Consider the following 22,096-nt stretch of genomic DNA (forward strand, 5'->3'; position numbering starts at 1 on the left):
CATGGTGAAGAGAAAGGTCCTTATGTGCTCAGGTTTATTCTGCTCGATATGTGCAGGGGCATTCATGCTGAATCAATATGACGGCCGTGCCCGTGTGGCAGACAATGATGATTGGGAACTGTATTTATTGGAGCACCACCTGTCAACTAAAATGAGTGAGGCGGAATCTAAGGACAGGCCGTTTGGGCCCAGGGAGTATATGCGGATTGTGAACAAATAAAAAAGAGTTCCGTCAAAGACGGAACTCTTTTTCTGATCATGAAGTGAAAAAGCGAAGTAAAATCGTCGCGCAAATGACAGTTCCAGCTCCGCCGAGGCGGGTAGAAATTTGGGCGAATGGCATAAGGCCCATTCTTCCTGAAGCGGACAAAATGGCGACATCTCCCGTTCCGCCGAGACCGCTGTGACAGCAGGTAACGATTGCGGATTCAACAGGGTACATGTTCATCAGCTTGCCTACAAAATATCCGGAAGAAATCATGGCAACGACAACTGAAATACAAATGATGACAAACGGAATAGAAATCACAGACGCCACGTCATCTAAAGGGATAAAGAGAATCCCGAGGCCTACCATAAGCGGCCATGTAAAGCTTGATGAAATAAACTTATAAAGCTGATACGCGCCATCCTCCATTTTTTTCGGAAGGATATTTGCATATTTGATTGCGGCTGCTGAAATAATCATTAAAATAGCGCCCGGGATGAAGATAAATTTCTCCAGTAAACCGCCGAAAATAAAGAACGTACAGGCGAGCAGAACTCCGGCTCCCATCAGTTTAAAGTCAATTTTCGCTTCAGCCTCTTGTTGATTGAATATATCGTTCGCTTTCTTAGATTTAACGAGACGCCCATTGCCGTTTAGATCAGGACGTTTTTCGCCCAGTTTTTTCATTAAAGCAGCACAGATAATAGCGAAAACGTTTCCAATGATAGCGGCAGGAACCAGCTGCGACACATACACATCAGCGGAAGACCCCAATATTTGCGAATAAGCAATCGAGAGCGGCAAAATTCCTTCACCTATTCCCCCGGCAATAATCGGCACAACGACAAAGAAAAAGGAATCATAGGCACTGTAGCCGAAGATGAATCCGACGAGCACACCGGCCGCAACCGCCGCAATTGTGCCCGCTACTAAAGGAACGAACATTCTGATGAATCCCTGTATTAAAACAGTTCTGTTCATTCCAAGAATGCTCCCTACAACAAGACAAGCGATATAGAAATAAAGAAAGTTAGACGTTTTCATTAAATTGGTTACTGCATCTAATGATGATGGATTCAACACATTATAAAAAACTAAAAAAGATGGCACAAACAAAGATAAAATAGCAGGACCGCCAATATCCTTTAAAATCGGAATCCGCTGGCCGATATCGCCAAGAAAGACACCTAAAATCATAATGATGGAAAAACCGCCCAGCATGTTTGCAGGCAGCTCGTTGTAATAGGCCGCAAGAATAATAATGACAGCTAATGCTGTATATAATGGGAGAGGAATCACGCCGATTTCCCAAGTCCATATTTTCTTAAACAGGCTTTTCTCCTGTGTGTCTTTGTGATCAGGTAAAACTTCCTCTGTTTTGTGAATTGCTCCCATTGTCATACACCCCCATGTATTGTTTGTTACAGTCTACAAGAAAGCGCTAACAAAGAATATTTTTTTAAGTTAAATAATTAATAAACAACTAAATTAATTAGGTATTTTGGAGCAGAAAAAATCCCTGAGAAGCCGCTTCCCAGGGAGATGTGGTTACCGTTTTCCTTTAATATAAGGCACACCATTTGCTTTTGGCGCATCTGCGCGTCCGATAAAGCCGGTTAAGGCGAGAATGGTTAATACGTAAGGGGCAATCAGCATATATACATTCGGTATGTCCTTAAAAAGAGGGAGCAGTGAGCCGATAATGCTTAGGCTTTGCGCGAATCCGAAAAACAGGGCAGCGCCGAGTGCGCCGATCGGATGCCATTTTCCGAATACAAGGGCGGCGAGTGCGATAAAGCCTTGCCCGGAAATGGTAGAGTGCGTAAAGTCGAGGGCAATCGTTGACGCATATACGCCGCCCCCGAGGCCGCCGAACAATCCGCTGATCATCACGCCGATATAGCGCATTTTGTAAACATTGATCCCCATAGTATCGGCCGCCATCGGATGTTCTCCGACGGAACGAATACGGAGGCCGAACGGGGTTTTAAACAAGATAAACCACGAAATAAAGGCCAGGACAATTGCGAGAATAGACGTATAATAGACATCTGAAAAGAAGATTTTTCCCAATACGGGGATGTCGCTCAAGCCGGGAATACTTGTTTTATAAAAAGGCTCGGGAATTTTGTCAGTTTGCGCTTTTCCGTAAATCAGCTTTACGATAAATAAAGTAGCCCCAAGCGCCAGCATATTAATGGCGACGCCGCTGACTGTCTGATCGGCGCGAAACGATATCGCCGCTGCCGCGTGAATCAGTGAAAACAGCGCGCCGGCTGCCATAGCGGCAATGAGCGAAAGCCAAGGTGCTGCGGCTCCCAATTCAGGGCCTAAAAATAAATTGAATAAAACACTGGTGAATGCTCCGATAATCATGAGGCCTTCAAGGCCGATATTGACGACGCCTGATCTCTCGGAAAATACGCCGCCGAGAGCGGTTAAAATAAGCGGGGCTGCGTATACGAGTGTGGCAGGGACAATGATTGATACAATCTGCAGAAAGTCCACTTAGTTCGCCCCCTTTTTCTTCAATTTATCCGCGACAAAACGAATGGCATAGCTTGAAGCAACAAACAGAATGATAATGGCAATCACAATATCGACAACCTCAGAAGGTACGCCTGATTCAATTGGCATATTTAATGCCCCGATTTTGAGGCCGCCAAGCAAAGCTGCCGCAAGCACAACACCGACCGCAGTGTTCCCGCCCAGAAGAGCGACGGCAATACCGTCAAAGCCGACGCCGGTAAATGCGCCTTTGACAGCTGCGTATTCGAACGTTCCCAGACCTTCCATGGCACCTGCAAGGCCTGCAAAAGCTCCTGAAATGAGCATGGAGGTCATAATATTCTTCCGCACGCTCATACCGGCGTACTGGGACGCGTGCTGGTTGAATCCGACTGCCCGAAGCTCAAAGCCTTTCGTTGTTTTGTTAATCATAAACCACATAACAACAGCTGCGAGAAGTGCGATGACGATCCCCCAGTGAAGCCTTGAATAATCCGTAATCTGCTCAAGAAACGGCGAGCGCAGTGAGGCCGATTCGTGAATTTTTTCCGTCTTATCCTGATTGTCTGTCATAACTTTTGAAATCAAATAATTGGTCATATGCAGCGCGATATAATTCATCATAATGGTGACAATGACCTCATGAACATAGAACCGTGCTTTTAAAAAGCCGGGAATAAATCCCCATAAACCGCCTGCTGCAGCCGCTGTGATCAGTGCGAGCGGCATGTGAATATATGCCGGCCCGTCAAACGCCGTTCCAACCCAAACGGCAGCTGTCCAGCCCACTAGCAGCTGTCCCTCTACCCCGATATTGAAAAGCCCGGTTCGGAACGCGAAAGCAACAGCTAATCCGGATAAAATATAAGGTGTAATCTGCCGGACGGTTTCCCCGATGTAATAGATTTCTCCAAATATCCCATTCCATAAAGCGGAATAGCCGCTGATCACACTGTATCCGCTCGCAAGCATAATAAGTGCGCCGGCCAGCAAGCCGAGCATGATTGCAATAAGCGGCACGAGTAAATGAGAGAGTCGTTTAACCATTTGCTTTCCCCGCTTCCTTTTGCGTGCTTCCCGCCATCAAGAGGCCGAGCTCTTGCTCAGTCGTATCCAGCGGATTGACGCTGGTTATGATGCTGCCTTCAAAAATGACGGCGATTCTGTCACTGAGATTCATGATTTCATCCAGCTCAAACGATAGAAGAAGAATGGCTTTTCCGGCATCACGCTGTTCAATGAGTTTTTTATGTACAAATTCAATCGCTCCGACATCAAGGCCGCGAGTCGGCTGGGCGGTGATTAACAAGTCAGGATTTCGGTCAATTTCCCTTCCGATAATTGCTTTTTGCTGGTTTCCGCCTGACAATGCCCGCGCGTGTGTATATTCATCGGGGGTTCTGACATCGTACTCGCTGATCAGGCTGCGTGCTTTCTTATACATTTCGCCTTTATGTAAAACACCGAATGCTGAATAAGGCTTTTTGTAATAGCTTTGGAGCACGATATTCTCACCGATCGGAAAATCCAAAACGAGGCCGTGTTTATGGCGGTCCTGTGGAATATGCCCGATTCCGGATTCCGTTACTTTTCTCGGCGTGAGGTTTTGTATCTGTTTTCCGTTTAAGGAAATGGTTCCAGACTCCGTTTTTCGGAGTCCTGTAATCGCTTCAATCAGCTCTGACTGTCCGTTTCCGTCAACGCCGGCTATGCCGACAATTTCTCCGGCATTGACAGAAAGCGATAAATTCCTTACAGCTTCTACTCCGCGAGTATCTTTTACAGTGATTCTGTCAATCGCCAGCACTTCAGATCCCGGCTGAGCCGCTTTTTTTTCTGTTTTGAACGATACCTCGCGGCCGACCATCAGACTGGCGAGCTCGTCTTGATTTGTATCCCGGACATCCAGTGATTTGATGCCTTTTCCTTTGCGGATAATGGTAACGCGGTCACAAACCTCCATGATTTCTTTCAATTTATGGGTAATTAAAATAATTGATTTTCCCTCATTGACGAGGTTCTTCATGATTTGAATGAGCTCTTTGATTTCATGAGGCGTCAGCACAGCTGTCGGTTCATCAAAAATCAGAATGTCAGCCCCGCGGTAGAGGGTTTTTAAAATTTCTGCACGCTGCTGCATGCCGACGGATATGTCAGCTACTTTTGCCTCGGGATTAATTTGAAGTCCGTATCGGTCGGAAATGTCCTGAACCTCTCGGACAGCCCGTTTTCGGTCAATCCGCCCGAGCTTTTTCGGCTCCTTCCCGAGAATAATGTTTTCAGCAACTGTAAATGTATCGACAAGCATAAAATGCTGATGCACCATGCCGATTCCGAGATCATTCGCTTTGTTCGGGCTGTTAATGTGCACCTTCTCACCGCGAACCCGAATTTCTCCCTTTTCTGGCTGATACAGCCCGAAAAGGACGTTCATCAAAGTTGATTTGCCCGCTCCGTTTTCACCGAGCAGCGCGTGGATTTCGCCTTTTTTGACCTGAAGATTAATGTTGTCATTTGCGACGATACCGGGAAACTCTTTGCGTATATTGAGCATTTCAATGACATATTCCACAGAATTGACCGCTCCTTTTTTCAAGATGCTTTTAACAAAGCCGCAAGGACATGTGCAGCTTTGCTCTGAAAGAAAAACAAGGGATAAGGGCTCTTCTCCTTATCCCCGCGATTCTTATTCAGCTTTGAAATTTTTCAGCTCTTTCTCTGTTCCCGGCACTTCTAATCCGTCGATGATTTTTTTCTTCCACTCATCAACCGCTTTGATTACATCATCCGATAGGTTTTGTTTAGAGGAAGAAATGCCGACTCCGTCTTGATCAAGTCCGTATGTAAGCGTTTCTCCGCCGGGGAATTTGCCTTCGCTTGCTTTCTTCGTTAAATCTTCAACTGCTGTATCAACCTTTTTGACCATGGAAGTAAGGGTGACGTTATCGTCTGTTCCTTCTACTTGGCCTTCTGCGTATTGATCTTTATCGACTCCGATCACCCAAACATCACGCTTCGGGTCTTCTTTTTTCAGGTTCTTGGCTTCTGTAAAGACGCCTGTGCCGGTGGCGCCTGCGGAATGGTAAATCACATCAACGCCTGACTTATACATGCTCTCGGCGGTTGCTTTTCCAACGTCCGCTTTATCAAATCCACCCGCATACTTTACCTGGACAGTTGCGTCAGGTTTTACGGCCTGAACCCCTGCACGGAAGCCGACTTCGAATTTTTTGATTAATTCGGATTCCATGCCGCCCACAAATCCGATTTTTCCTGATTTGCTTGTTAAGGCTGCGGCCACTCCGACGAGAAATGAGCCTTCCTGCTCTTTAAACGTAATGCTTGCGACGTTGTCTTTATCGACGACTGCGTCAATAATCGCAAAGTTTGTATTTTTGCGCTGATCGGCGATTTCACTGATTGAATCTTCCATCAAATAGCCAACGCCATAGATCAAGTTGAAATTCTCACGCGCTAATTTATTTAAGTTTGTTGTATAATCTGCATCTGATTTAGATTGCAGGTAGTCGTATCCGTTTTTTCCTTTTTCCAGACCATTATCTTTACCGAAGGCTTGGATGCCTTCCCATGCTGATTGGTTAAAAGATTTGTCATCCACCCCGCCAATGTCGGTGACCATCGCCACACTGAATTTGCTTTTGCCCTCACTGTTCCCGCTGCTTTTTTCGCTGTTTCCGCATGCGCCTAAAATGGTGCCCGCTGCGATTACAAGTGACATCGCCAATCCGATTTTGCGTTTATTCAAGATATAACCCCCCAGTAAAATTTGGCCTGAGCTGATCCGGTCAGTCATGAGATGGGATGTCTCACTCAATTCTTAGAATCGATAAAATTTTCAGATAATAACAACGAGAATGAGCTGAGACAGTTCAGATCTTCCCTTAGTAAGTGTGGCGTGAATGTTTCCTTCGAAAGGCGGGGAAGAGAAGGATGCGGAAGGTGTTCCGGGCGGAAAACCGTGACATCTCTTTCTGAAGTGTGACTTATGACTTAGTCTAGGGATCAACTAACCACTCATAATTTATCATTTTACTTACAAGAAATAAATAGAATTACGCATTATTTTTTGAAAAATAAGTGTTTTTAGAATTGTATACTCAAATATGCAAAAAAGTCCTTTATTATTCTTGTATAGCTTATTGACGAAAGGTTCAAGCACCTTGGCAAGAGATGTGACAGAAAAAAACGCACTGCTCGACATGAACAGTGCGTTTTTTTATAAATATTGCTTAATTCCGTTAAGGTTGCCTGTATTGACATTGTACTGAAACACCGGTCTTCCGATCGTTCCGTACGCCATTTCAACATTCAGAACCTGTATATCCTCAAGAAATTTTAAGTATTTTCGGATGGATACTTGAGATATTTCAGTATGATTTGCCAGGTCTTCTGTCGTAAAGGACTCGTTTTCAAAGGATTGAATACTGGACCAAATCAGCTTCAGCGTGCTTTTTGTCAGCCCTTTTGGCAGGTGCACTTTTTCTGTCGCTTCCTTTTTATGAAACAGTTCCGCGTCCAATTCTTTTTGGCTCATGTTTCGATGGGTGGAATACACTTTTTGTTTTCGTCTGTAATCAGAAAGGGCAGTCTGAAAACGTTCAAATTCAAACGGTTTGATTAAGTAATCCACAGCTCCGTAACGAAGTGTTTTTTTGATGACGTCCAGCTCGCTTGCCGCAGAGATGACAATCACGTCAACCGCTTCATTTTGGGCTCTCAATTCCGTCAGCAGCTCAAGCCCGTTTTTGCCCGGCATATAAATATCAAGCAAAATGAGGTCGATGTGATGCTCTCCTAAAATATGCAGAGCGCTTTGAAAGGAAGAGGCGATTCCTTTCAGCTGAAAGCCTTCTATTTGGCTTAAATATCGTTTATTTAATTCACCCACCATGGGGTCATCTTCAACTATTAGTACATTAATCATGGTTTTCCTCCTTCGGTTCGTACGGGATGCGAAGACTGAATGTGGTTCCTTCATTTTTTTCGCTGGTGATAATCATTTGGCCCTTTAAATTCTCCATGCTTTGCTGGGTGAAATAAAGGCCGAATCCCCGGTTTTTGCCCTTTGTTGAATAGCCTTGTTCGAATACCTTGGCTTGGTCTTCTTCGGACATGCCGGCTCCTGTATCGGTAATTTCGATGTCCAGTATCTTGTCATGAAAACGCATGGACATCGTGATTTGTTTTTTCGGCATATTGGCAACAGCGTCCAAAGCGTTGTTGATGAGATTTCCGATAATCGTAATCAGTTCATGAATGACTGAAGGATCTGCTGCGTTTGGAATAACCCCGCTGCATTCAATATCGAGATTTGCGCCCTGCTCTCGTATGTAGCTCTGTTTTCCCAACAGAAATCCGGCCAGCACGGAGCTTTTGACATCATTTATGATTTCACTCGTTTCTGATTTTTGCTGAATGGCAATATCTTTAATATAATCTCCAAGATCGTCATACTCTTTCAGCTGGACGAGACCTAATATCACATGGAGTTTGTTCATAAATTCATGAGACTGCGCCCTCAGTGCGTTTGCATACATTTTAACACCGGAAAGCTGTTCAGCTAAATGTTTTACCTCGGTTTTGTCCCGGAATGTCGCAATCGCTCCGACGGTTTGTCCTTTCAGCTGGATGGGCACTTCATTAAACACAAGCTCTAATCCGTTAATGCGCACATCTCTGTCTTGAAGAGGTTTTCGGGTCTCAATGACATTTTTCAGACGGCTCTTCGGCAGGATGTCATTGACATCCTGATCGACGGGATTTGTTTCTATGCCCATTTTAATGAAAAGGCGCTTCGCTTCCGCATTGGCAAGCTTGATTTTGCCGTGTTCATCGACAGCGAGTATGCCTTCTTTCGTTGATTCAAGCATGGCGCTCCGTTCTTGAAGAAGTGTCGCGATTTCATACGGTTCAAGTCCGTACATGATATTTTTCACCGTGCGTGCGACGATAACAGCTCCGATGACGCCGACGAATATACTGACGCAAATAATAAAATAGAGCGGCCGTAAGCTGTGGCTGATGACTTCGTCAATTTCATTCACTGTGATGCCGACCGCAACGGCTCCGACTTGTTTTCCATTCTTGGCGTAGACAGGCACGAACGCTCTCTGCGATTTCCCAAGCGTGCCTGAGGCGGTGCTGATATGGACATGTCCTTTTAATACTTCGACTTCATCTCCGCCCCTGAATTTTTTTCCGATTTTGCTGTGGTCCGGATGGGTTCTGCGCATGCCATTCATATCCATGACAACGACAAATTCTGTGCCGGTAATTTTCTGGACGTCCAGCGTGTAGCTGAGCAGTTCCTTCTGGTTTTTTCCGCTCTCCAATGCGGAGGCAGTAATCGGCGCGTCGGCAACCATTTCAGCCGTTTGCAGCGCTGTGTCTCTTTCCTGATCACGTATCCTTTTAGAGGTTTGGGCACCGACGGTAAAAAAGGTGATGAGCAGTGCGATTAACACGACGATACAGACAAATATGGTGAGTCTGGTTTGCAGTTTTAATGTTTTTTTCATATAAAACTTCCTTACGTTTTATGATTCCTGCGTACTACTTTACTCTCAAAATGCCGCTTTGTGAAGATTTGGGACCGTAATTCGTAAAAAGGAGAAAAAATGGAATAATTTATCTTGTCAATGTGTTTTAAGTCCTCCATAATAAATGAGGTAGATTACAGAAAGGGACTTTTTTATATGAAAAATACTTATTTGACAGGATACTTTCCGCTGATTGCGATCCTGCTTTTTAGTTCGTCTTTATCCATTTCAACTTCACTCTATGCGTTGAAGATGCTGTCTTCATTTGGAATGTACGATGGAATGCTCGATTACTTCTCAGAGAAAGGAATCAGACTTGCGTTATTTGCGGCCTTTGCACTTTTATATTTTATGGTTCTGTCCGCTCTGAAATTAATTGCAAATACCGTGACTGAGCTGTCACTGCTGTTTTTCGCAAATGATCCGGAAGGAAACAACCTGAAAACAGTCAGAATGGGCTCTATCATATATTTAGGCGGCGGGATCTTATCCTTTGTGCTATTGCAAAATGTCATCTGGATTGTGATCTGGTTTGCAGTTGTTACACTTGCTTACTTTGTGTTCGTTGTTTACCGGATTTATTCAACACTTTCTATCATGTCCTTGGTCGGGTTCATTCTGTTGGAACTGCTGTTTTGGTTTACATTTGTTATCGGTATTCTGTTCATATTTATCAAGCTTTATAATAGCATAATGGCTAGCTTACCTGTGTAAGCTAGCCATTTTTTCGTTTATGGTAAAAATCTATTTTTTATAGAAGGGGAGGGGAGCATACATTCATTTTTTTTGCCGAACCACTTATAGCGGTTTTTGGCAATGAAAGAATAGAGCATATCTCTGACAGGTTTCGGCACTGCAAAAAACAAGACGAAGAGCCGCCACGGGCCCCGCAGATGCCTAAAAACCTTTATGGCTGCAGTTGACTTAGTGTAAACCTGGCCGTCTTCAATAAAGACAAAGCTGTCAAAATGCTCAGTCGGAAGCCCGCTTTTTTTCAGCAGGCTCTGTCCTGTTTCCGATTGAAGCGATGCAAATGAAATCAAACCGTTTGGATCACGCTTTATGATAAATTGAACGGCACCGTTGCATAAGTTGCACACACCGTCAAACAGCAATACGCGATTTGGAATTTGTTTTGATGTCACGGCAGATCCCCTCCGATTCTTTAATAAGCTGCCTGCAGCGTTCCTTTCCAGATGGAAAGCTGAGGGCTGATACTGTGAAGGTATTCAACGCTGCTCGGTGTATCTTTTCCGACCCAGACACCCATTGTGTACGTATCAGTCAGACCGACGAACCACATATCATGATAATCATTTGAGGTTCCCGTTTTACCGCCGATATAAGGCGCTTTGAAATATGCTTTTTTCCCTGTTCCGCTTTTGACAACGGAAGACATCAGTTTTTTCAGCTGCATGTTTGTGCGGACGCTGAATATCTGTGTCGCTTTGTCATTCCATTTATAAATCGTTTTTCCTTTTAAATCCGTCACTTTTGTAATCGCGTGGCTCGGCGAGTAGCTTCCGCTGTTGCCGAATGTTGTATACGCCTTTGTCATCTCAAGAGGCGTCATGCCGTGTGTAAATCCGCCAAGCGCCGCCGGCAGAAGATAGTCGCTGTTGACAAGCTTTGAAAAATGATACGGCTCAATATAGCTGAATGCTTTTTGGATGCCAACACGGTCCAGCATTCTGATGGCCGGTGTATTATACGAGTTTTTAAACGCTGTATCGAGCGTTACTGTGCCGAATGTGCGGTTATTGTAGTTTTGCGGACAGTAGTCTCTGCTGCAAAATTTGCCGGCATTAATTGTGCTGCTTGCCGTCGCACCTGTCTGTTCAATATAAGGTCCGTAATCGAGAAGCGGCTTAATGGATGACCCTGGCTGTCTGTATGCTTGGTAGGCACGGTTAAAATCATACTTGCGATAGTTTTTGCCGCCGGATAGAGCGACAACTTGATGTGTCTGGTGATTAATCACAGCCGCTCCGCCCTGTACGCCCGCATACGGAAGCTTCGAATTCATTTGTGCCACGACTTGATTTTGCATGTACGGATCAAGTGCGGTATAAATTTTTACGCCGTCTTTCAGAAGTGTGCTGACTCTGGCGGACAGCTCGTTTTCTATTTTGTCTTTTTGTTTTCCTGACGCTTTTTGAAGACGCTTATCAAAGCCTTCGGATTCAGACACTAGTTGAGTGAATTCATCATTTACGTAGGAAACGTAGTCGGGATATTTGTCTTCTTTCTCTTCGACATCCAGTTTGATTTTTTGTTTTACGGCTTTTTTCAGCTCTTTGTCTGTAATGACTCCGGCATTTTTTAACCCTTTAAGCAAGCGTTCTTGACGGCTTTTCGTGTAGTCAAAATGCTTGAGAGGATCATATAATGTAGGGTTATTAGGTATAGCGCAAATAAAAGCCATTTCTCCCAGTGTGAGAGATTTCAGCGGTTTGCTGAAATAGAATTCAGCAGCTGATCCGACGCCATAAACGCCGTTATTAAAATAAATCGTATTTAGGTAGGCTTCAAGAATCTCATTTTTCGTATACTTTTTCTCAAGCTGATAGGAGTACGCGAGCTCAGTCAGTTTGCGGCTGAAGGAGCGCTCATGACTCAAATACAAGTTTCTTGTAAGCTGCTGTGTGATGGTGCTGGCCCCCTGGTCAATCTTTTTGTCCTTCACGTTGGAAGCGGCCGCCCGCACCATCCCCATAAAGTCAAAGCCTTTATGTTCGTAAAAATGGCGGTCCTCGGAAGTTAAAAATATCTGTTTGACTTCTTCGGGAATCTTCTTGAAGGGAACCAGCACACGGTTCTCATCATCGCTGACGATTTCCGAGACCAGAGATCCGTCCCTGTCGTACATGTAGCTGTTCTGAACAAGGCTGATCTCTTTCAAATCAATATTCTTATCAAGCACCTGATCCAGGGACTTCATTTGTTTTACTTCTTTTCCGGAAGCGATAACTGTAAATGCAAACAATGGGATTATGCAAAGGAGCAAAATCCATCCGATTATTTTTCGTAACATGGTCACTCTCTTTTCTCCTAAATTCTAGCCATATCGTACCATTCTTTTGAGTTTACGAGAAGGTTAAATTTAGAAGACTCCTCAATTTTTGCTGAGAATCAGCTTGCTTTGGCATACGATTCTTTTTGGAATTTCTTCATGATCCAAAGCAGGCAGGCACCTGCGAAAAAGAGAAATGCTGTGACATAAAAGGCTGCAGAGATATTGAAGTGACTTGATATAATACCGCCGAGAAGAGGTCCGAGAACGTTTCCTAAAAAGCGAAAGCTGACATTGTAGCCGAGGACTTCTCCCTGGATGGAGCCCGGAGCCTCAATGCGGATCGCCGCTGTGATGCATGGCAGAAGGCCGCCCATCGCCATCCCGAATAAAAACCTGAAAACAAGCAGCACACTGAATGAAGAAGCGAGTGCCTGCGGAATAAAAAATAAAGAGGCGGCGATTAAAAGTCCGATTAAAATGCGGCGGTGGCCGTAGCGGTCTCCTAAATCTCCCCATTTTCTTGCCAGCAGCAAACTGCCGAGTCCGGTTGCCGAAAATGCCATGCCGGAGAAAAAGGCCAGATTGTCAGATCCGTGCAGCTCGTTTACATATAAAGCGAGCAACGGCTGGATACTGAAATTTCCTGTTTGAATCAGCATGGTTAACAGCATCATGACCCAAAGCGCGGGCTGGTGAAAAATATAGGAGAGCACTTCTTTTCTCGTATAAGACTGACGTTTATTTATCTTCTCTGTGAGCGGCTGTTCTTTGACCCCGAATAACACGAGAAGAACGGCTAAGAAAATCACAAAGGATGTGATAAAAAAGGTATACGTAAAGCCGAAGTGATCAGTAAGAACGCCTCCCAAAAGCGGGCCGAACAAGCTTCCGGACACTTGCCCCATTTGGAGCGTGCCAAGCGTTTTGCCGGCTGAGCTTTTAGGCGTCTGCGCGGAAATCATTGCAAGGGATGTCGGGATAAATCCGGTTACAAGCCCCATTGCCATTCGCAGAAAAAACAATTGATATACCGACGTGACAAAGCCCATTAATAAAATGCTGACGGCAATGCCGGTTCCGGTTGTCAAAAGGATTTTCTTGTAACCTCGTTTGTCTCCGAACCGCCCCCAGAATGGGGATACCAAAAAAGCCATGAAAAATGTAATGCCGAACACATAACCGCTCCACCTTTGCACAAAGCCGTTGGAAAAGGTGCTGAGCGTCTCAATATACAAGGAGAGAAAAGGGACGATCATCGTTGTGCTGGCTGATACAAAAAAATTCGACAGCCACACAATGACAAAGTTTTTCTTGCGGATAGAAATAACATCACCTTCTTATTATTTCGGGTTCCTTACTAATTATAAAGAAACAGTGCACCATTTAAAAGAAACAATGCGGCTGGGAAAATTCATTATTTTTAGAAAATGAAGAAATGAAGAGAAGGAGAATTGATATACTATAAAGATAGCATTCTTCTGATCGGAGGAAAGGCAGGTGTAAAAATAGTGGAGGCAGGCAACTTACTCATTATTGATTTCGAATTTACGATGCCCGAAGGAAAATACAGTCCGCAAAATTTTTTTCCGGAAATCATTGAAGCAGGAATTGTAAAGTCGGTTAATGGTGAAGTAGTTGAGACGTTTTCGAGTTATATCAGGCCGAAAAAATTCCCCAAGCTGACGAAGCGCTGCAGATCATTTTTAAACATTACGCAAAACCAGGTAGATGAGGGGATGAGGTTCGAGGACTTTATCCGTAAATTAAATGAGCTTGATCCTGAAAAAAATTGCACGATCATCACGTGGGGAAACATGGATATGAAAGTGCTGAAGCAAAATTGTATGTTTAACCATATTCCTTTCCCTTTTAAAGGGGAGATGAGAGATTTATCGCTTGAATATAAAAACTTTTTTGGAGACCGGACACTGACAGGCTTGTGGAAGGCCGCGGAAGAGTACGGAGATAAAGGAACCGGCACTCATCATAAGGCGCTTGACGATGCTCTTACAGCCTATAAGCTTTTTAAGCTTGTCGAGCAGGATAAGCAGTATCTTGAAAAACCAAAACCGCCGACAATCGGCGAGAGGATTGATTTATCTGAACTGTTCCGGCGCGCCACATAAAAAACCCAATCTTTCGTCAGACTGGGTTATGGACGGGTAAAGTATTCTTTTTCTAAAACGTCCAGATTGTTCAGGGAGCGCTTTGCCCATTCTGAATCATCTCCGGTCAGTTTGGCTCTCAGCTGTGCAACCGCTTCCCGCAAAGACTCGTTATAATCCGGCACTTCACTGTCATAGGGCTTCACCATATGATGAGGGATATTGGTCTGTTCGCCGAAAGCGAGCGCTCTTCTCTCATGGAAAAACGGCACATCTGCCTGTTTTGGATTGTGAAGGTCTCCTTGAGCGGGATGGGCAAGAACCGCCTTGATTTTGACTAAATAATGCTGCGGTCTGCAATCTGTTATTTCTCCTATGTATACACCTGTTTTGTAAAATCCTTTTACGATAGAGCCTTTCTCAAATGTACTCATCTGTTATCACCTCGCATTCATTCTATAAAAGTTCCAATTGATTTGCTAGTGAGGAAGGTCGGCAGGGAGCTTGATCGTCACAATGGTTCCTCTTTGAAAGCTGCTGCTGAACGAAATGGTTCCGTGATGATGTTCAATGATGGAAAACGTCACAGTCAGTCCAAGTCCTGTTCCGTTCGTTTTTAAAGAATAATAAGGTTCACCCAGCTTCTGCATTTGGTGATCCGTCATGCCGACACCGTTATCTGAGATTTTGATTACGATCATATGGCCGCTTCTTTTGGCTGAAACTTGGATGACCCCTTTACCCGGGGGGACGGCTTCAATGCTGTTTTTCATGAGGTTGATCACAGCCTGCTTCAGCTTTGTTGCATCCCCGTATACCAAAAGGTCCGGCTCGGCGTCCGCCTCTACTGTCACAGATTTGTAATTGGCATACGAAATCATGAGGGAGCTCGTCTCTCTGATAAGAGAAGATAAATCAAAAATCTCTTTTTCATATAATTGCTGTTTGGCGATATCAAGATAATTTGTAATAATGCCTTGAGCCCGGTCAAGCTCTGACAGCACAAGTTTTTTATAATCCGCACTGGATTTGTTTTGAAAGGATTCATCATTAAAAAGCAGCTGGACAAATCCCCGGACAACTGTCAGCGGATTTCTGACTTCATGAGCCACACTTGCCGCAAGTTCACTCACAATCTCCATTTTTTCCGAATGAATAAGCTGGGAACGCAGGGCGATATTTTCTGCGATGCTTTCTATAATATAAATGCTTAAAAGAAGAACGATGCAGCGGAATAAACCCGATACAGCTGCCTCATAATATAACGCTTCGGAATTTTGAAAATTTAAAATATTAACGGCGGAAAAAACCAAGATGGAGGCGAAAAATAAGAAGATCTCCAAGCAACCGATGAATAAAGACAGCAGCAGTTTTCTCGCTTTGGACATGAATGGCCACTTTTTTTGAAGCAAAATTGAGATGATGATATGAAAAGGCAGCAAAGTGAAAACATAAATGGCGGAAGGCTCAAAAAACAGCAGTTCAAAACATAAGACGGATGCGGCGACTGTTAGCCCGGAAGCAGTGTTTATGTAAAATAAACAAATGATGACAGGAATGATTTGAAGACCGTATTGGATGTAGTCCATTTCCTGTATAGGGAAGATAATGCATAAAACGGAGGCGCCGCATGCAAATAACGTGACCAATCCATTGTTGATTTTTGGTACAAGGATCGACGGTTTTCCAAGCCAAAACACTTGGTAAAGAAGAATGGGAAACAAAATAAAGCAAATATGCAGGAGATAGTCTTTTAGAATTTCCATTCGAGTGAAATCCTTTCGTATAAAATATGAATCTATTATAACACTTATCATAAGAAGTAATATACAAAATTTCTTTATAAAGAACGCCTTTACGATTGATGCGTAAAGGCGTTTGTGACGAATTTTTACTCTAACGCTGTTTTTATCCGGCGCAGTCCGTCCTGCAAGGTTGCCAGAGGGCATCCTGCATTCAAACGCATAAATCCTTCTCCGCCAGGGCCGTACTTCGTGCCGGGCTCCAAAATAATTTTCCCTTTGTGCAGCATCTTTTGCTGCAGCTCTGCATCAGACAGGCCGTATGCGCGGAAATCGAGCCAGATCAGGTAAGACGCATCAGGCTTTATCATCTTGACATTCGGGAGCTCGCTGGTCAAAAAGGCCGCCGCCTCATCCATATTTTTCTCAAGATAAGAAATCAGTTCATCAAGCCACGGCCCGCCTTTTGAGTAAGCCGCTTCGATTGCGCTCACGGCAAACGCGTTTAATCCGCCTAAACCGTTTCGCTGCAGGCTTGCTGAAAATTTGGCGCGCTTCAGCCGGTCTGGAATAATGATTGCTGACGCCTGCAAACCCGCGATGTTAAACGTTTTGCTCGGTGCTGCGCAAGTCACAGAAATCTCAGCGAAATCGTCAGAAAGAGAGGCAAACGGTGTATGGGTATTTCCGTAGAGCATCAAATCGGAATGAATTTCATCTGAAACGACTGTAACGCCGTGTTCAAGGCATAATTCGCCGAGCTTCAGCAAATCTTCCCGGCCCCAGGCGCGCCCTGAAGGGTTATGCGGATTGCATAAAATAAACATTTTGACGCTCGGATCACTGATTTTTGTCTTCAAATCTTCAAAATCCATTACATATGTTCCGTCTTTTTCTTTAAGCGGATTATGTAAAATACGCCGGCCGTTTTTCTCAATCATATGGTAAAAAGGCGTGTAAACAGGGGATTGGACAATCACTTGATCCTTTGGTTCTGTAAAAGCCTGAACCGCCATGCCCAAAGCTGTGACAACACCGGGACTGAATGTAATGCTGTCCGGGTTCACCTTCCAGCTGTGCCGGTTATGCATCCATGCACACACTGCATCTTTTGTTTTCTGGTCTGGAGCTGTATATCCGAAAATCCCTTGTTCCAAGCGCTGTTTTAATGCTTCTGTTATGGCTTCCGGCGCACGAAAATCCATATCCGCCACCCACATCGGGAGTGCGTCTGTCACGCCGAATAATTCGCCTGTCTTGTCCCATTTGACGGATTGGGTGCCGAGGCGCTGTTCTTGTTTATCAAAATTCATTCTGTTCCACCTCTTATGTATGTTTATTTTTCTTAGCGTAACTATGATAAAATAGATCTGCACATTTTATTATAAGCGGTGATGAAAATGGAAGAAAGTCAAGCGGTCAGGGAAATGATCAATGTCATTGCCAAATGGGACCCGTTTAAATATGGTGAAGATTTTTATGAAACGGAGGCTGTTGATGTCGTACAGGCCGTCTATGATGAAGACGATCCTGAAGTGTTAGCAAAAAGCATACAGCATATTTTCGAAGCTTCTTTTGAACAAACACTTCCGATCGACAGCTGCCGGAATGTGGCTGGCCAGCTGCTGTTCATTAAAGACAGCAGCTCTTGCACGCCTTGAAAAACCGGTATACAAACCGGTCAGGCTGTCGAGAAAATCTCGACAGCCTTTATTTTTCCTTAAAATATCCATTCTCCTGTAATAAAATAAAAGAAAGATTAAAAAGGACGGTGTCTTTCTCATGTTCCACACAAGAAATTCTTCTCAAAATGCAGCCGAATTTGTTCTGCTTGACCAACTCGTCGAAGAAGATCATCTGCTTCGAAAAATTGATAAATACATAGACTTCTCTTTTATCATTGAAAAGGTTAAGCCGTACTACAGCGAAAACAAAGGCCGCCCCTCACTTGATCCGCTGATTTTATTTAAAATGATGTTTATCGGCTACCTCTACGGTATCCGTTCAGAAAGACAGCTCGAAAAAGAAATTTACTACAATATGGCGTACAGGTGGTTTCTCGGATTGAACATAAACGATCCAGTTCCGCACCACTCCACTATCAGCTGGAACAGACGTACACGCTTTAAAAATACAACCATTTTTCAAGACATTTTTGATGAGATCGTTCTCCAGGCCATCAATCATGACATGGTGGGCGGACGTGTCCTTTTCACCGATTCAACTCATCTAAAAGCCAATGCCAACAAGCACAAATACACAAGAAAAACAATTGCTCAGGATACCCAAAACTATATCAAGGATTTAAATGAAGCCATTCAAGAAGATCGGGAAGAACACGGAAAAAAGCCATTAACAATCAAAGAGGAGGTGAAAGCTGAAAAAGAGATCCGCCACAGTACAACCGATCCGGAAAGTGGATATCTATATCGTGAAAATAAACCGGAGGGTTTCTTTTATTTAGATCACCGCACAACGGATATGAAATACAACATTATCACAGATACCTATGTCACACCTGGAAATGTCCATGATTCTGTGCCTTATCTTGACCGATTAGACCACCAAATCGCACGATTTGGGTTTCAAGTAGAAGCCGTCGCCCTTGATTCCGGATATTTAACGACTCCGATCTGTAAAGGATTATCTGACCGCCAAATCTTTGGTGTCATCGCACATAGACGTTATCACCCTACGCGGGGCTTATTTCCAAAATGGAAATTTCATTACGACAGTGAACAAGACAGATATATTTGCCCGAACCAGCAAACACTTACATACTCAACAACTGACCGAAAAGGCTACCGGTCATATAAATCAAATCGTGAAACCTGTTCCGCATGCCCTTTACTTGCGCAATGCACAAGATCAAAGAACCGCCAGAAGGTCATCACCCGGCATGTATGGGAGGACCACAAAGAAAAGGTCAGACAAAATCGTTTGTCTGTTTCAGGGAAAACCCTCTATAAAAAAAGAAAAGAAAAAATAGAGCGAAGCTTTGCAGATTCAAAACAGCTGCATGGGCTTCGCTATTGCAGGTTGAGGGGAAAACGGAATGTGAGTGAACAAGTTCTCCTCACAGCCGCATGCCAGAACATGAAGAAGATTGCCACATACCTAGCCAAGCAGGGCTAGGCATGTGGGAACGCTTTTTCTGCATCTGAAACCTGATGAATATCTAAAGAAACTGTATAAAACAAAAAAGCTTGTAGAAAAAACATCGTTTTCTCTACAAGCTGACCGGTATACAAACCGGTTTTTTTATTCTGTGATAAACTCTGCAATTCGTTCGGAAACGAATTCAGGGCGTTCCTCCGGCACCAAATGCCCTGTTTCCCGCAATGAATACAGTTTGGAATCCGGAAGGTCATGGTGCAGGCGTTCGCCGATTTTAAACGGAACCACCTTGTCTTCCTCGCCCCAAATCAATAAAGCGGGTTTGTTGATCTTTTTCAATTCCTCAGACTGTAAATCTCCTTCTCTGTGCCGGATGAACCTCGTCATTGCTTTGAAAATCTGTTCATCTTGAAAAGGTTTGCCGTAGCCGTCAATCATCACGTCGTCAATCAGCGATTTGTTGTGGACGACATTTAATAAGTTTTTCATCACGCCTTCTTTGGAAAGCCAGCGTTTTATATAAAGATGAAAATATGGGAGGTGAGTCCCGAAGATAATCGTCGGGTGCGAGCGTTTTAAATAACCTGAACTGCAAAGAAGCACAATCTTTGAGAAGAGCTCAGGCTTTAATAGAGCAGCCGACAGCGATATCTGTCCTCCCATCGAATGCCCGACAAGCGCCGCCTGTTTGACTTGCAAGTGCTCCAGGAGTCCGATGATAAGCATGGCGAGGTTTTGATAGGTATATATAAATGTCCTTGATTTTTCTGATTGGCCGAAAGGAGGCAAATCGAGCGCGATGATGTCATACTGGTCTCGAAGCAAGGGGATTAATTTTCTGAAGCTGAAAGCAGAAGATAAAAAACCGTGTACGCAGACAATTGTTTGTTTGCCCGGGTTTTGATAGTGCTCATAATATACATGTACTCCTCCGACTTTAACACGCCTTATTGGTGTAACCGCCTCCATTTTGCCCGTCACTCCCTTCATAGGATGTCCTGTATTATGCCCTGAAATTGTCAGTTCTAGCGGAAGTTTCTCCTCGTTTTTTCTTAGCATTCGTCAAAAAACGTGATATAATGTCATGAGATTTCTTGACATTGCAAAGGTGTGAATTGAATGAAATTGACCGAGAAAGAAACAGAAATATTAGAAATTTTAGACGAAAACAGCCGCGCCGATCTAGAAACAATCGCAAAGATGGCCGGTATCCCTGTAAATGAAGTAAAAGCGATCATTGACAAATTGGAAAAAGAAAAGGTTATCATCGATTATTCCGCTATGATCGACTGGCGGAAGGTGGACGGTCATGAAGGCGTGACAGCTATGATTGATGTTAAAGTTACTCCGAAGCGCGGAGTCGGTTTTGACGAAGTGGCGGAGCGGATTTACCGATTCCAGGAGGTAGAATCAGTCTACCTGATGTCGGGCGTATACGACCTGTCTGTCGTGATCCGCGGCAATTCAATGTCTGACGTTGCGCGTTTCGTATCTGATAAACTGTCAACTCTTGATTCAGTTGTGTCTACAACAACACATTTTATCCTGAAAAAATACAAGCATGACGGCAAAGTATTTGAAACGGGAGACGACGACAAAAGAATCGTGGTGTCACCGTAAATGACTTCTTATTTATCCGATTATGTACAACAAATAAAACCATCCGGCATCCGCAGATTCTTTGATTTGGCGGCAACGATGGAAGGGGTTATTTCTTTAGGAGTCGGAGAACCTGACTTTGTAACGGCTTGGAATGTACGTGAAGCAAGCATTCTTTCCCTTGAACAAGGGTATACGTCATATACCGCTAATGCAGGTTTATACTCATTGCGGGAGGAAATCAGCCGTTATGTCAGCTGCCGGTTTGGTCTTACATACTCTCCTGACGATGAACTGATTGTGACGGTAGGGGCGAGTCAGGCTTTGGATATTGCGATCCGCGCCATTGTAAATCCCGGTGAGGAAGTGATTATTCCCGAGCCGTGTTTTGTGGCGTATGAATCGCTTGTGTCTTTGACAGGCGGCGTCCCTGTTCATGTCCATACGACGGCTGATAAAGGTTTTAAAGCAACGGCCGAGGATTTTGAAGCGGCAGTGACCGAAAAAACAAAGGCCATTCTCATTTGTTCGCCTTCGAATCCGACCGGCTCGGTTTACTCAAAGAAAGAGTTACATGAAATTGCTGAGTTTGCCAAAACACATGATTTGATTGTACTGAGCGACGAGATTTACGCGGAACTGACATACGATGAGGAATTTACAAGCATAGTAGCATTCCCGGGGATGAAAGAGCGGACGGTTGTCATTTCGGGATTTTCAAAGGCGTTTGCCATGACAGGCTGGAGACTCGGTTTTGCCGCGGCGCCTTCAGATATTCGCAACGCGATGCTTAAAATCCACCAGTATGCGATGATGTGCGCGCCTGCAATGGCGCAATACGCGGCGCTTGAAGGATTGAAAAACGGAATAGAAGACGTAGAAAAGATGAAAAAGAGCTATCGAAGAAGACGTAATTTGTTTGTTGAAACGCTAAATGAAATCGGTCTCAGCTGTCACCATCCGAGCGGTGCTTTCTATGCTTTCCCATCCATCAAAAGCACTGGGATGAGCTCAGAACAGTTTGCCGAGGAGCTCCTGATGCAGGAAAAAGTAGCCGTTGTTCCCGGTAATGTGTTTGGGCCGAGCGGAGAAGGATATATCCGCTGTTCATATGCGACATCAATTGAACAGCTGCAAGAAGCATTGGTCAGAATGAAGCGCTTCTTACACAAAACAACATAAAAAAAGATACGAACCTTTTGTTCGCATCCAATAAAAGGGGGAATACTAGAAAGCCTTTG

Annotated in this window: 22 protein-coding genes; 8 read left to right on the top strand and 14 right to left on the bottom strand. The window is 44.2% G+C overall.

Going from position 1 to position 22,096, the window contains the following annotated elements; translation table 11 throughout:
* Positions 1–4: 4 nt before the first annotated feature.
* On the top strand, positions 5–220 hold the full coding sequence (locus tag M1D69_RS05330) for a hypothetical protein (RefSeq protein WP_099043587.1): 216 nt from the start codon (positions 5–7) through the stop codon (positions 218–220).
* A 36-nt stretch (positions 221–256) separates the two neighbouring features.
* Here the strand turns inward: M1D69_RS05330 and maeN are convergent, their stop codons facing one another.
* From maeN to maeL, 7 genes are all read right to left on the bottom strand, one after another.
* The gene (maeN, locus tag M1D69_RS05335) at positions 257–1,603 is read right to left on the bottom strand and encodes a sodium/malate symporter MaeN (protein ID WP_458104345.1); all 1,347 of its coding nucleotides are present in this window, start codon (positions 1,601–1,603) and stop codon (positions 257–259) included.
* A gap of 153 nt (positions 1,604–1,756) precedes the next feature.
* Entirely contained in the window at positions 1,757–2,716 is a 960-nt protein-coding gene (gene nupQ / locus M1D69_RS05340) for a guanosine ABC transporter permease NupQ (RefSeq protein WP_024122669.1), read from the bottom strand.
* Complete coding sequence (locus M1D69_RS05345; protein ID WP_322011810.1) at positions 2,717–3,763, bottom strand: ABC transporter permease; 1,047 nt, start codon at positions 3,761–3,763, stop codon at positions 2,717–2,719.
* Positions 3,756–5,288, bottom strand: coding sequence for an ABC transporter ATP-binding protein (locus tag M1D69_RS05350; RefSeq protein WP_458104344.1), 1,533 nt, complete (start codon positions 5,286–5,288; stop codon positions 3,756–3,758). Before M1D69_RS05350 ends, M1D69_RS05345 begins: the two co-directional genes overlap by 8 nt.
* 114 nt (positions 5,289–5,402) lie before the next feature.
* Positions 5,403–6,482, bottom strand: a complete 1,080-nt coding sequence (gene nupN, locus M1D69_RS05355; RefSeq protein ID WP_458104343.1) for a guanosine ABC transporter substrate-binding protein NupN — start codon at positions 6,480–6,482, stop codon at positions 5,403–5,405.
* A gap of 471 nt (positions 6,483–6,953) precedes the next feature.
* Complete coding sequence (maeM, locus tag M1D69_RS05360) at positions 6,954–7,661, bottom strand: two-component system response regulator MaeM (RefSeq protein WP_024122665.1); 708 nt, start codon at positions 7,659–7,661, stop codon at positions 6,954–6,956.
* A complete protein-coding gene (gene maeL, locus M1D69_RS05365) occupies positions 7,654–9,255 on the bottom strand; it encodes a two-component system sensor histidine kinase MaeL (RefSeq protein WP_458104342.1) in 1,602 nt (533 codons plus the stop codon). The genes maeM and maeL overlap by 8 nt, the downstream gene beginning before the upstream one ends.
* Positions 9,256–9,432: 177 nt before the next feature.
* On the opposite strand from maeL, the gene M1D69_RS05370 reads away from it, so the two are divergent.
* Entirely contained in the window at positions 9,433–9,990 is a 558-nt protein-coding gene (locus tag M1D69_RS05370; protein ID WP_024122663.1) for a YufK family protein, read from the top strand.
* A 17-nt stretch (positions 9,991–10,007) separates the two neighbouring features.
* Here M1D69_RS05370 and M1D69_RS05375 read toward each other — a convergent pair whose 3' ends face one another.
* The 3 genes from M1D69_RS05375 to M1D69_RS05385 form a co-directional block, all read right to left on the bottom strand.
* Positions 10,008–10,421, bottom strand: coding sequence for a thiol-disulfide oxidoreductase DCC family protein (locus tag M1D69_RS05375; protein ID WP_059292652.1), 414 nt, complete (start codon positions 10,419–10,421; stop codon positions 10,008–10,010).
* Positions 10,422–10,441: 20 nt separating this feature from the next.
* Positions 10,442–12,316, bottom strand: a complete 1,875-nt coding sequence (locus tag M1D69_RS05380; protein WP_458104341.1) for a transglycosylase domain-containing protein — start codon at positions 12,314–12,316, stop codon at positions 10,442–10,444.
* 92 nt (positions 12,317–12,408) lie between these two features.
* Positions 12,409–13,617, bottom strand: a complete 1,209-nt coding sequence (locus M1D69_RS05385) for a multidrug efflux MFS transporter (protein ID WP_458106197.1) — start codon at positions 13,615–13,617, stop codon at positions 12,409–12,411.
* Between M1D69_RS05385 and M1D69_RS05390 the strand changes: the two genes are divergently transcribed.
* On the top strand, positions 13,520–13,723 hold the full coding sequence (locus M1D69_RS05390) for a hypothetical protein (RefSeq protein ID WP_458106196.1): 204 nt from the start codon (positions 13,520–13,522) through the stop codon (positions 13,721–13,723). The two genes, M1D69_RS05385 and M1D69_RS05390, sit on opposite strands and share 98 nt — an antisense overlap.
* A gap of 119 nt (positions 13,724–13,842) precedes the next feature.
* Positions 13,843–14,418, top strand: a complete 576-nt coding sequence (gene kapD / locus M1D69_RS05395) for a 3'-5' exonuclease KapD (RefSeq protein WP_233403574.1) — start codon at positions 13,843–13,845, stop codon at positions 14,416–14,418.
* A gap of 26 nt (positions 14,419–14,444) precedes the next feature.
* Here kapD and M1D69_RS05400 read toward each other — a convergent pair whose 3' ends face one another.
* The 3 genes from M1D69_RS05400 to M1D69_RS05410 form a co-directional block, all read right to left on the bottom strand.
* The gene (locus M1D69_RS05400) at positions 14,445–14,831 is read right to left on the bottom strand and encodes a kinase-associated lipoprotein B (RefSeq protein WP_458104340.1); all 387 of its coding nucleotides are present in this window, start codon (positions 14,829–14,831) and stop codon (positions 14,445–14,447) included.
* 45 nt (positions 14,832–14,876) lie between these two features.
* Positions 14,877–16,163, bottom strand: coding sequence for an ATP-binding protein (locus M1D69_RS05405; RefSeq protein WP_458104339.1), 1,287 nt, complete (start codon positions 16,161–16,163; stop codon positions 14,877–14,879).
* 125 nt (positions 16,164–16,288) lie between these two features.
* Positions 16,289–17,452 carry a MalY/PatB family protein gene (locus tag M1D69_RS05410; protein ID WP_458104338.1) on the bottom strand — a complete coding sequence of 388 codons (1,164 nt, stop codon included), beginning with the start codon at positions 17,450–17,452 and terminating at the stop codon, positions 16,289–16,291.
* A gap of 87 nt (positions 17,453–17,539) precedes the next feature.
* Here M1D69_RS05410 and M1D69_RS05415 point away from each other — a divergent pair, with 87 nt between their 5' ends.
* Together M1D69_RS05415 and M1D69_RS05420 are read left to right on the top strand one after the other, a co-directional pair.
* The gene (locus tag M1D69_RS05415; protein WP_024122655.1) at positions 17,540–17,800 is read left to right on the top strand and encodes a YugE family protein; all 261 of its coding nucleotides are present in this window, start codon (positions 17,540–17,542) and stop codon (positions 17,798–17,800) included.
* Positions 17,801–17,921: 121 nt separating this feature from the next.
* On the top strand, positions 17,922–19,274 hold the full coding sequence (locus tag M1D69_RS05420) for an IS1182 family transposase (RefSeq protein ID WP_458104337.1): 1,353 nt from the start codon (positions 17,922–17,924) through the stop codon (positions 19,272–19,274).
* 126 nt (positions 19,275–19,400) lie between these two features.
* Here the strand turns inward: M1D69_RS05420 and M1D69_RS05425 are convergent, their stop codons facing one another.
* Positions 19,401–20,225 carry an alpha/beta fold hydrolase gene (locus M1D69_RS05425; RefSeq protein ID WP_458104336.1) on the bottom strand — a complete coding sequence of 275 codons (825 nt, stop codon included), beginning with the start codon at positions 20,223–20,225 and terminating at the stop codon, positions 19,401–19,403.
* 150 nt (positions 20,226–20,375) lie between these two features.
* On the opposite strand from M1D69_RS05425, the gene M1D69_RS05430 reads away from it, so the two are divergent.
* Both M1D69_RS05430 and M1D69_RS05435 read left to right on the top strand, forming a co-directional pair.
* Positions 20,376–20,876, top strand: a complete 501-nt coding sequence (locus tag M1D69_RS05430) for an Lrp/AsnC family transcriptional regulator (protein WP_024122653.1) — start codon at positions 20,376–20,378, stop codon at positions 20,874–20,876.
* Positions 20,877–22,037: an aminotransferase gene (locus M1D69_RS05435; RefSeq protein ID WP_458104335.1), complete on the top strand. Its 1,161-nt coding sequence runs from the start codon at positions 20,877–20,879 to the stop codon at positions 22,035–22,037.
* Positions 22,038–22,096 lie beyond the last annotated feature (59 nt).

This window comes from Bacillus sp. PK3-037, from assembly GCF_054161355.1.

Coding starts and splice junctions, on each gene's coding strand:
- maeN (WP_458104345.1), bottom strand. CDS start 1,603: ATGGGAGCAATTCACAAAACAGAGGAAGTTTTACCTGATCACAAAGAC.
- M1D69_RS05345 (WP_322011810.1), bottom strand. CDS start 3,763: ATGGTTAAACGACTCTCTCATTTACTCGTGCCGCTTATTGCAATCATG.
- maeM (WP_024122665.1), bottom strand. CDS start 7,661: ATGATTAATGTACTAATAGTTGAAGATGACCCCATGGTGGGTGAATTA.
- maeL (WP_458104342.1), bottom strand. CDS start 9,255: ATGAAAAAAACATTAAAACTGCAAACCAGACTCACCATATTTGTCTGT.
- M1D69_RS05370 (WP_024122663.1), top strand. CDS start 9,433: ATGAAAAATACTTATTTGACAGGATACTTTCCGCTGATTGCGATCCTG.
- kapD (WP_233403574.1), top strand. CDS start 13,843: ATGCCCGAAGGAAAATACAGTCCGCAAAATTTTTTTCCGGAAATCATT.
- M1D69_RS05400 (WP_458104340.1), bottom strand. CDS start 14,831: ATGAGTACATTTGAGAAAGGCTCTATCGTAAAAGGATTTTACAAAACA.
- M1D69_RS05405 (WP_458104339.1), bottom strand. CDS start 16,163: ATGGAAATTCTAAAAGACTATCTCCTGCATATTTGCTTTATTTTGTTT.
- M1D69_RS05410 (WP_458104338.1), bottom strand. CDS start 17,452: ATGAATTTTGATAAACAAGAACAGCGCCTCGGCACCCAATCCGTCAAA.
- M1D69_RS05415 (WP_024122655.1), top strand. CDS start 17,540: ATGGAAGAAAGTCAAGCGGTCAGGGAAATGATCAATGTCATTGCCAAA.
- M1D69_RS05420 (WP_458104337.1), top strand. CDS start 17,922: ATGTTCCACACAAGAAATTCTTCTCAAAATGCAGCCGAATTTGTTCTG.
- M1D69_RS05425 (WP_458104336.1), bottom strand. CDS start 20,225: ATGGAGGCGGTTACACCAATAAGGCGTGTTAAAGTCGGAGGAGTACAT.
- M1D69_RS05430 (WP_024122653.1), top strand. CDS start 20,376: ATGAAATTGACCGAGAAAGAAACAGAAATATTAGAAATTTTAGACGAA.
- M1D69_RS05435 (WP_458104335.1), top strand. CDS start 20,877: ATGACTTCTTATTTATCCGATTATGTACAACAAATAAAACCATCCGGC.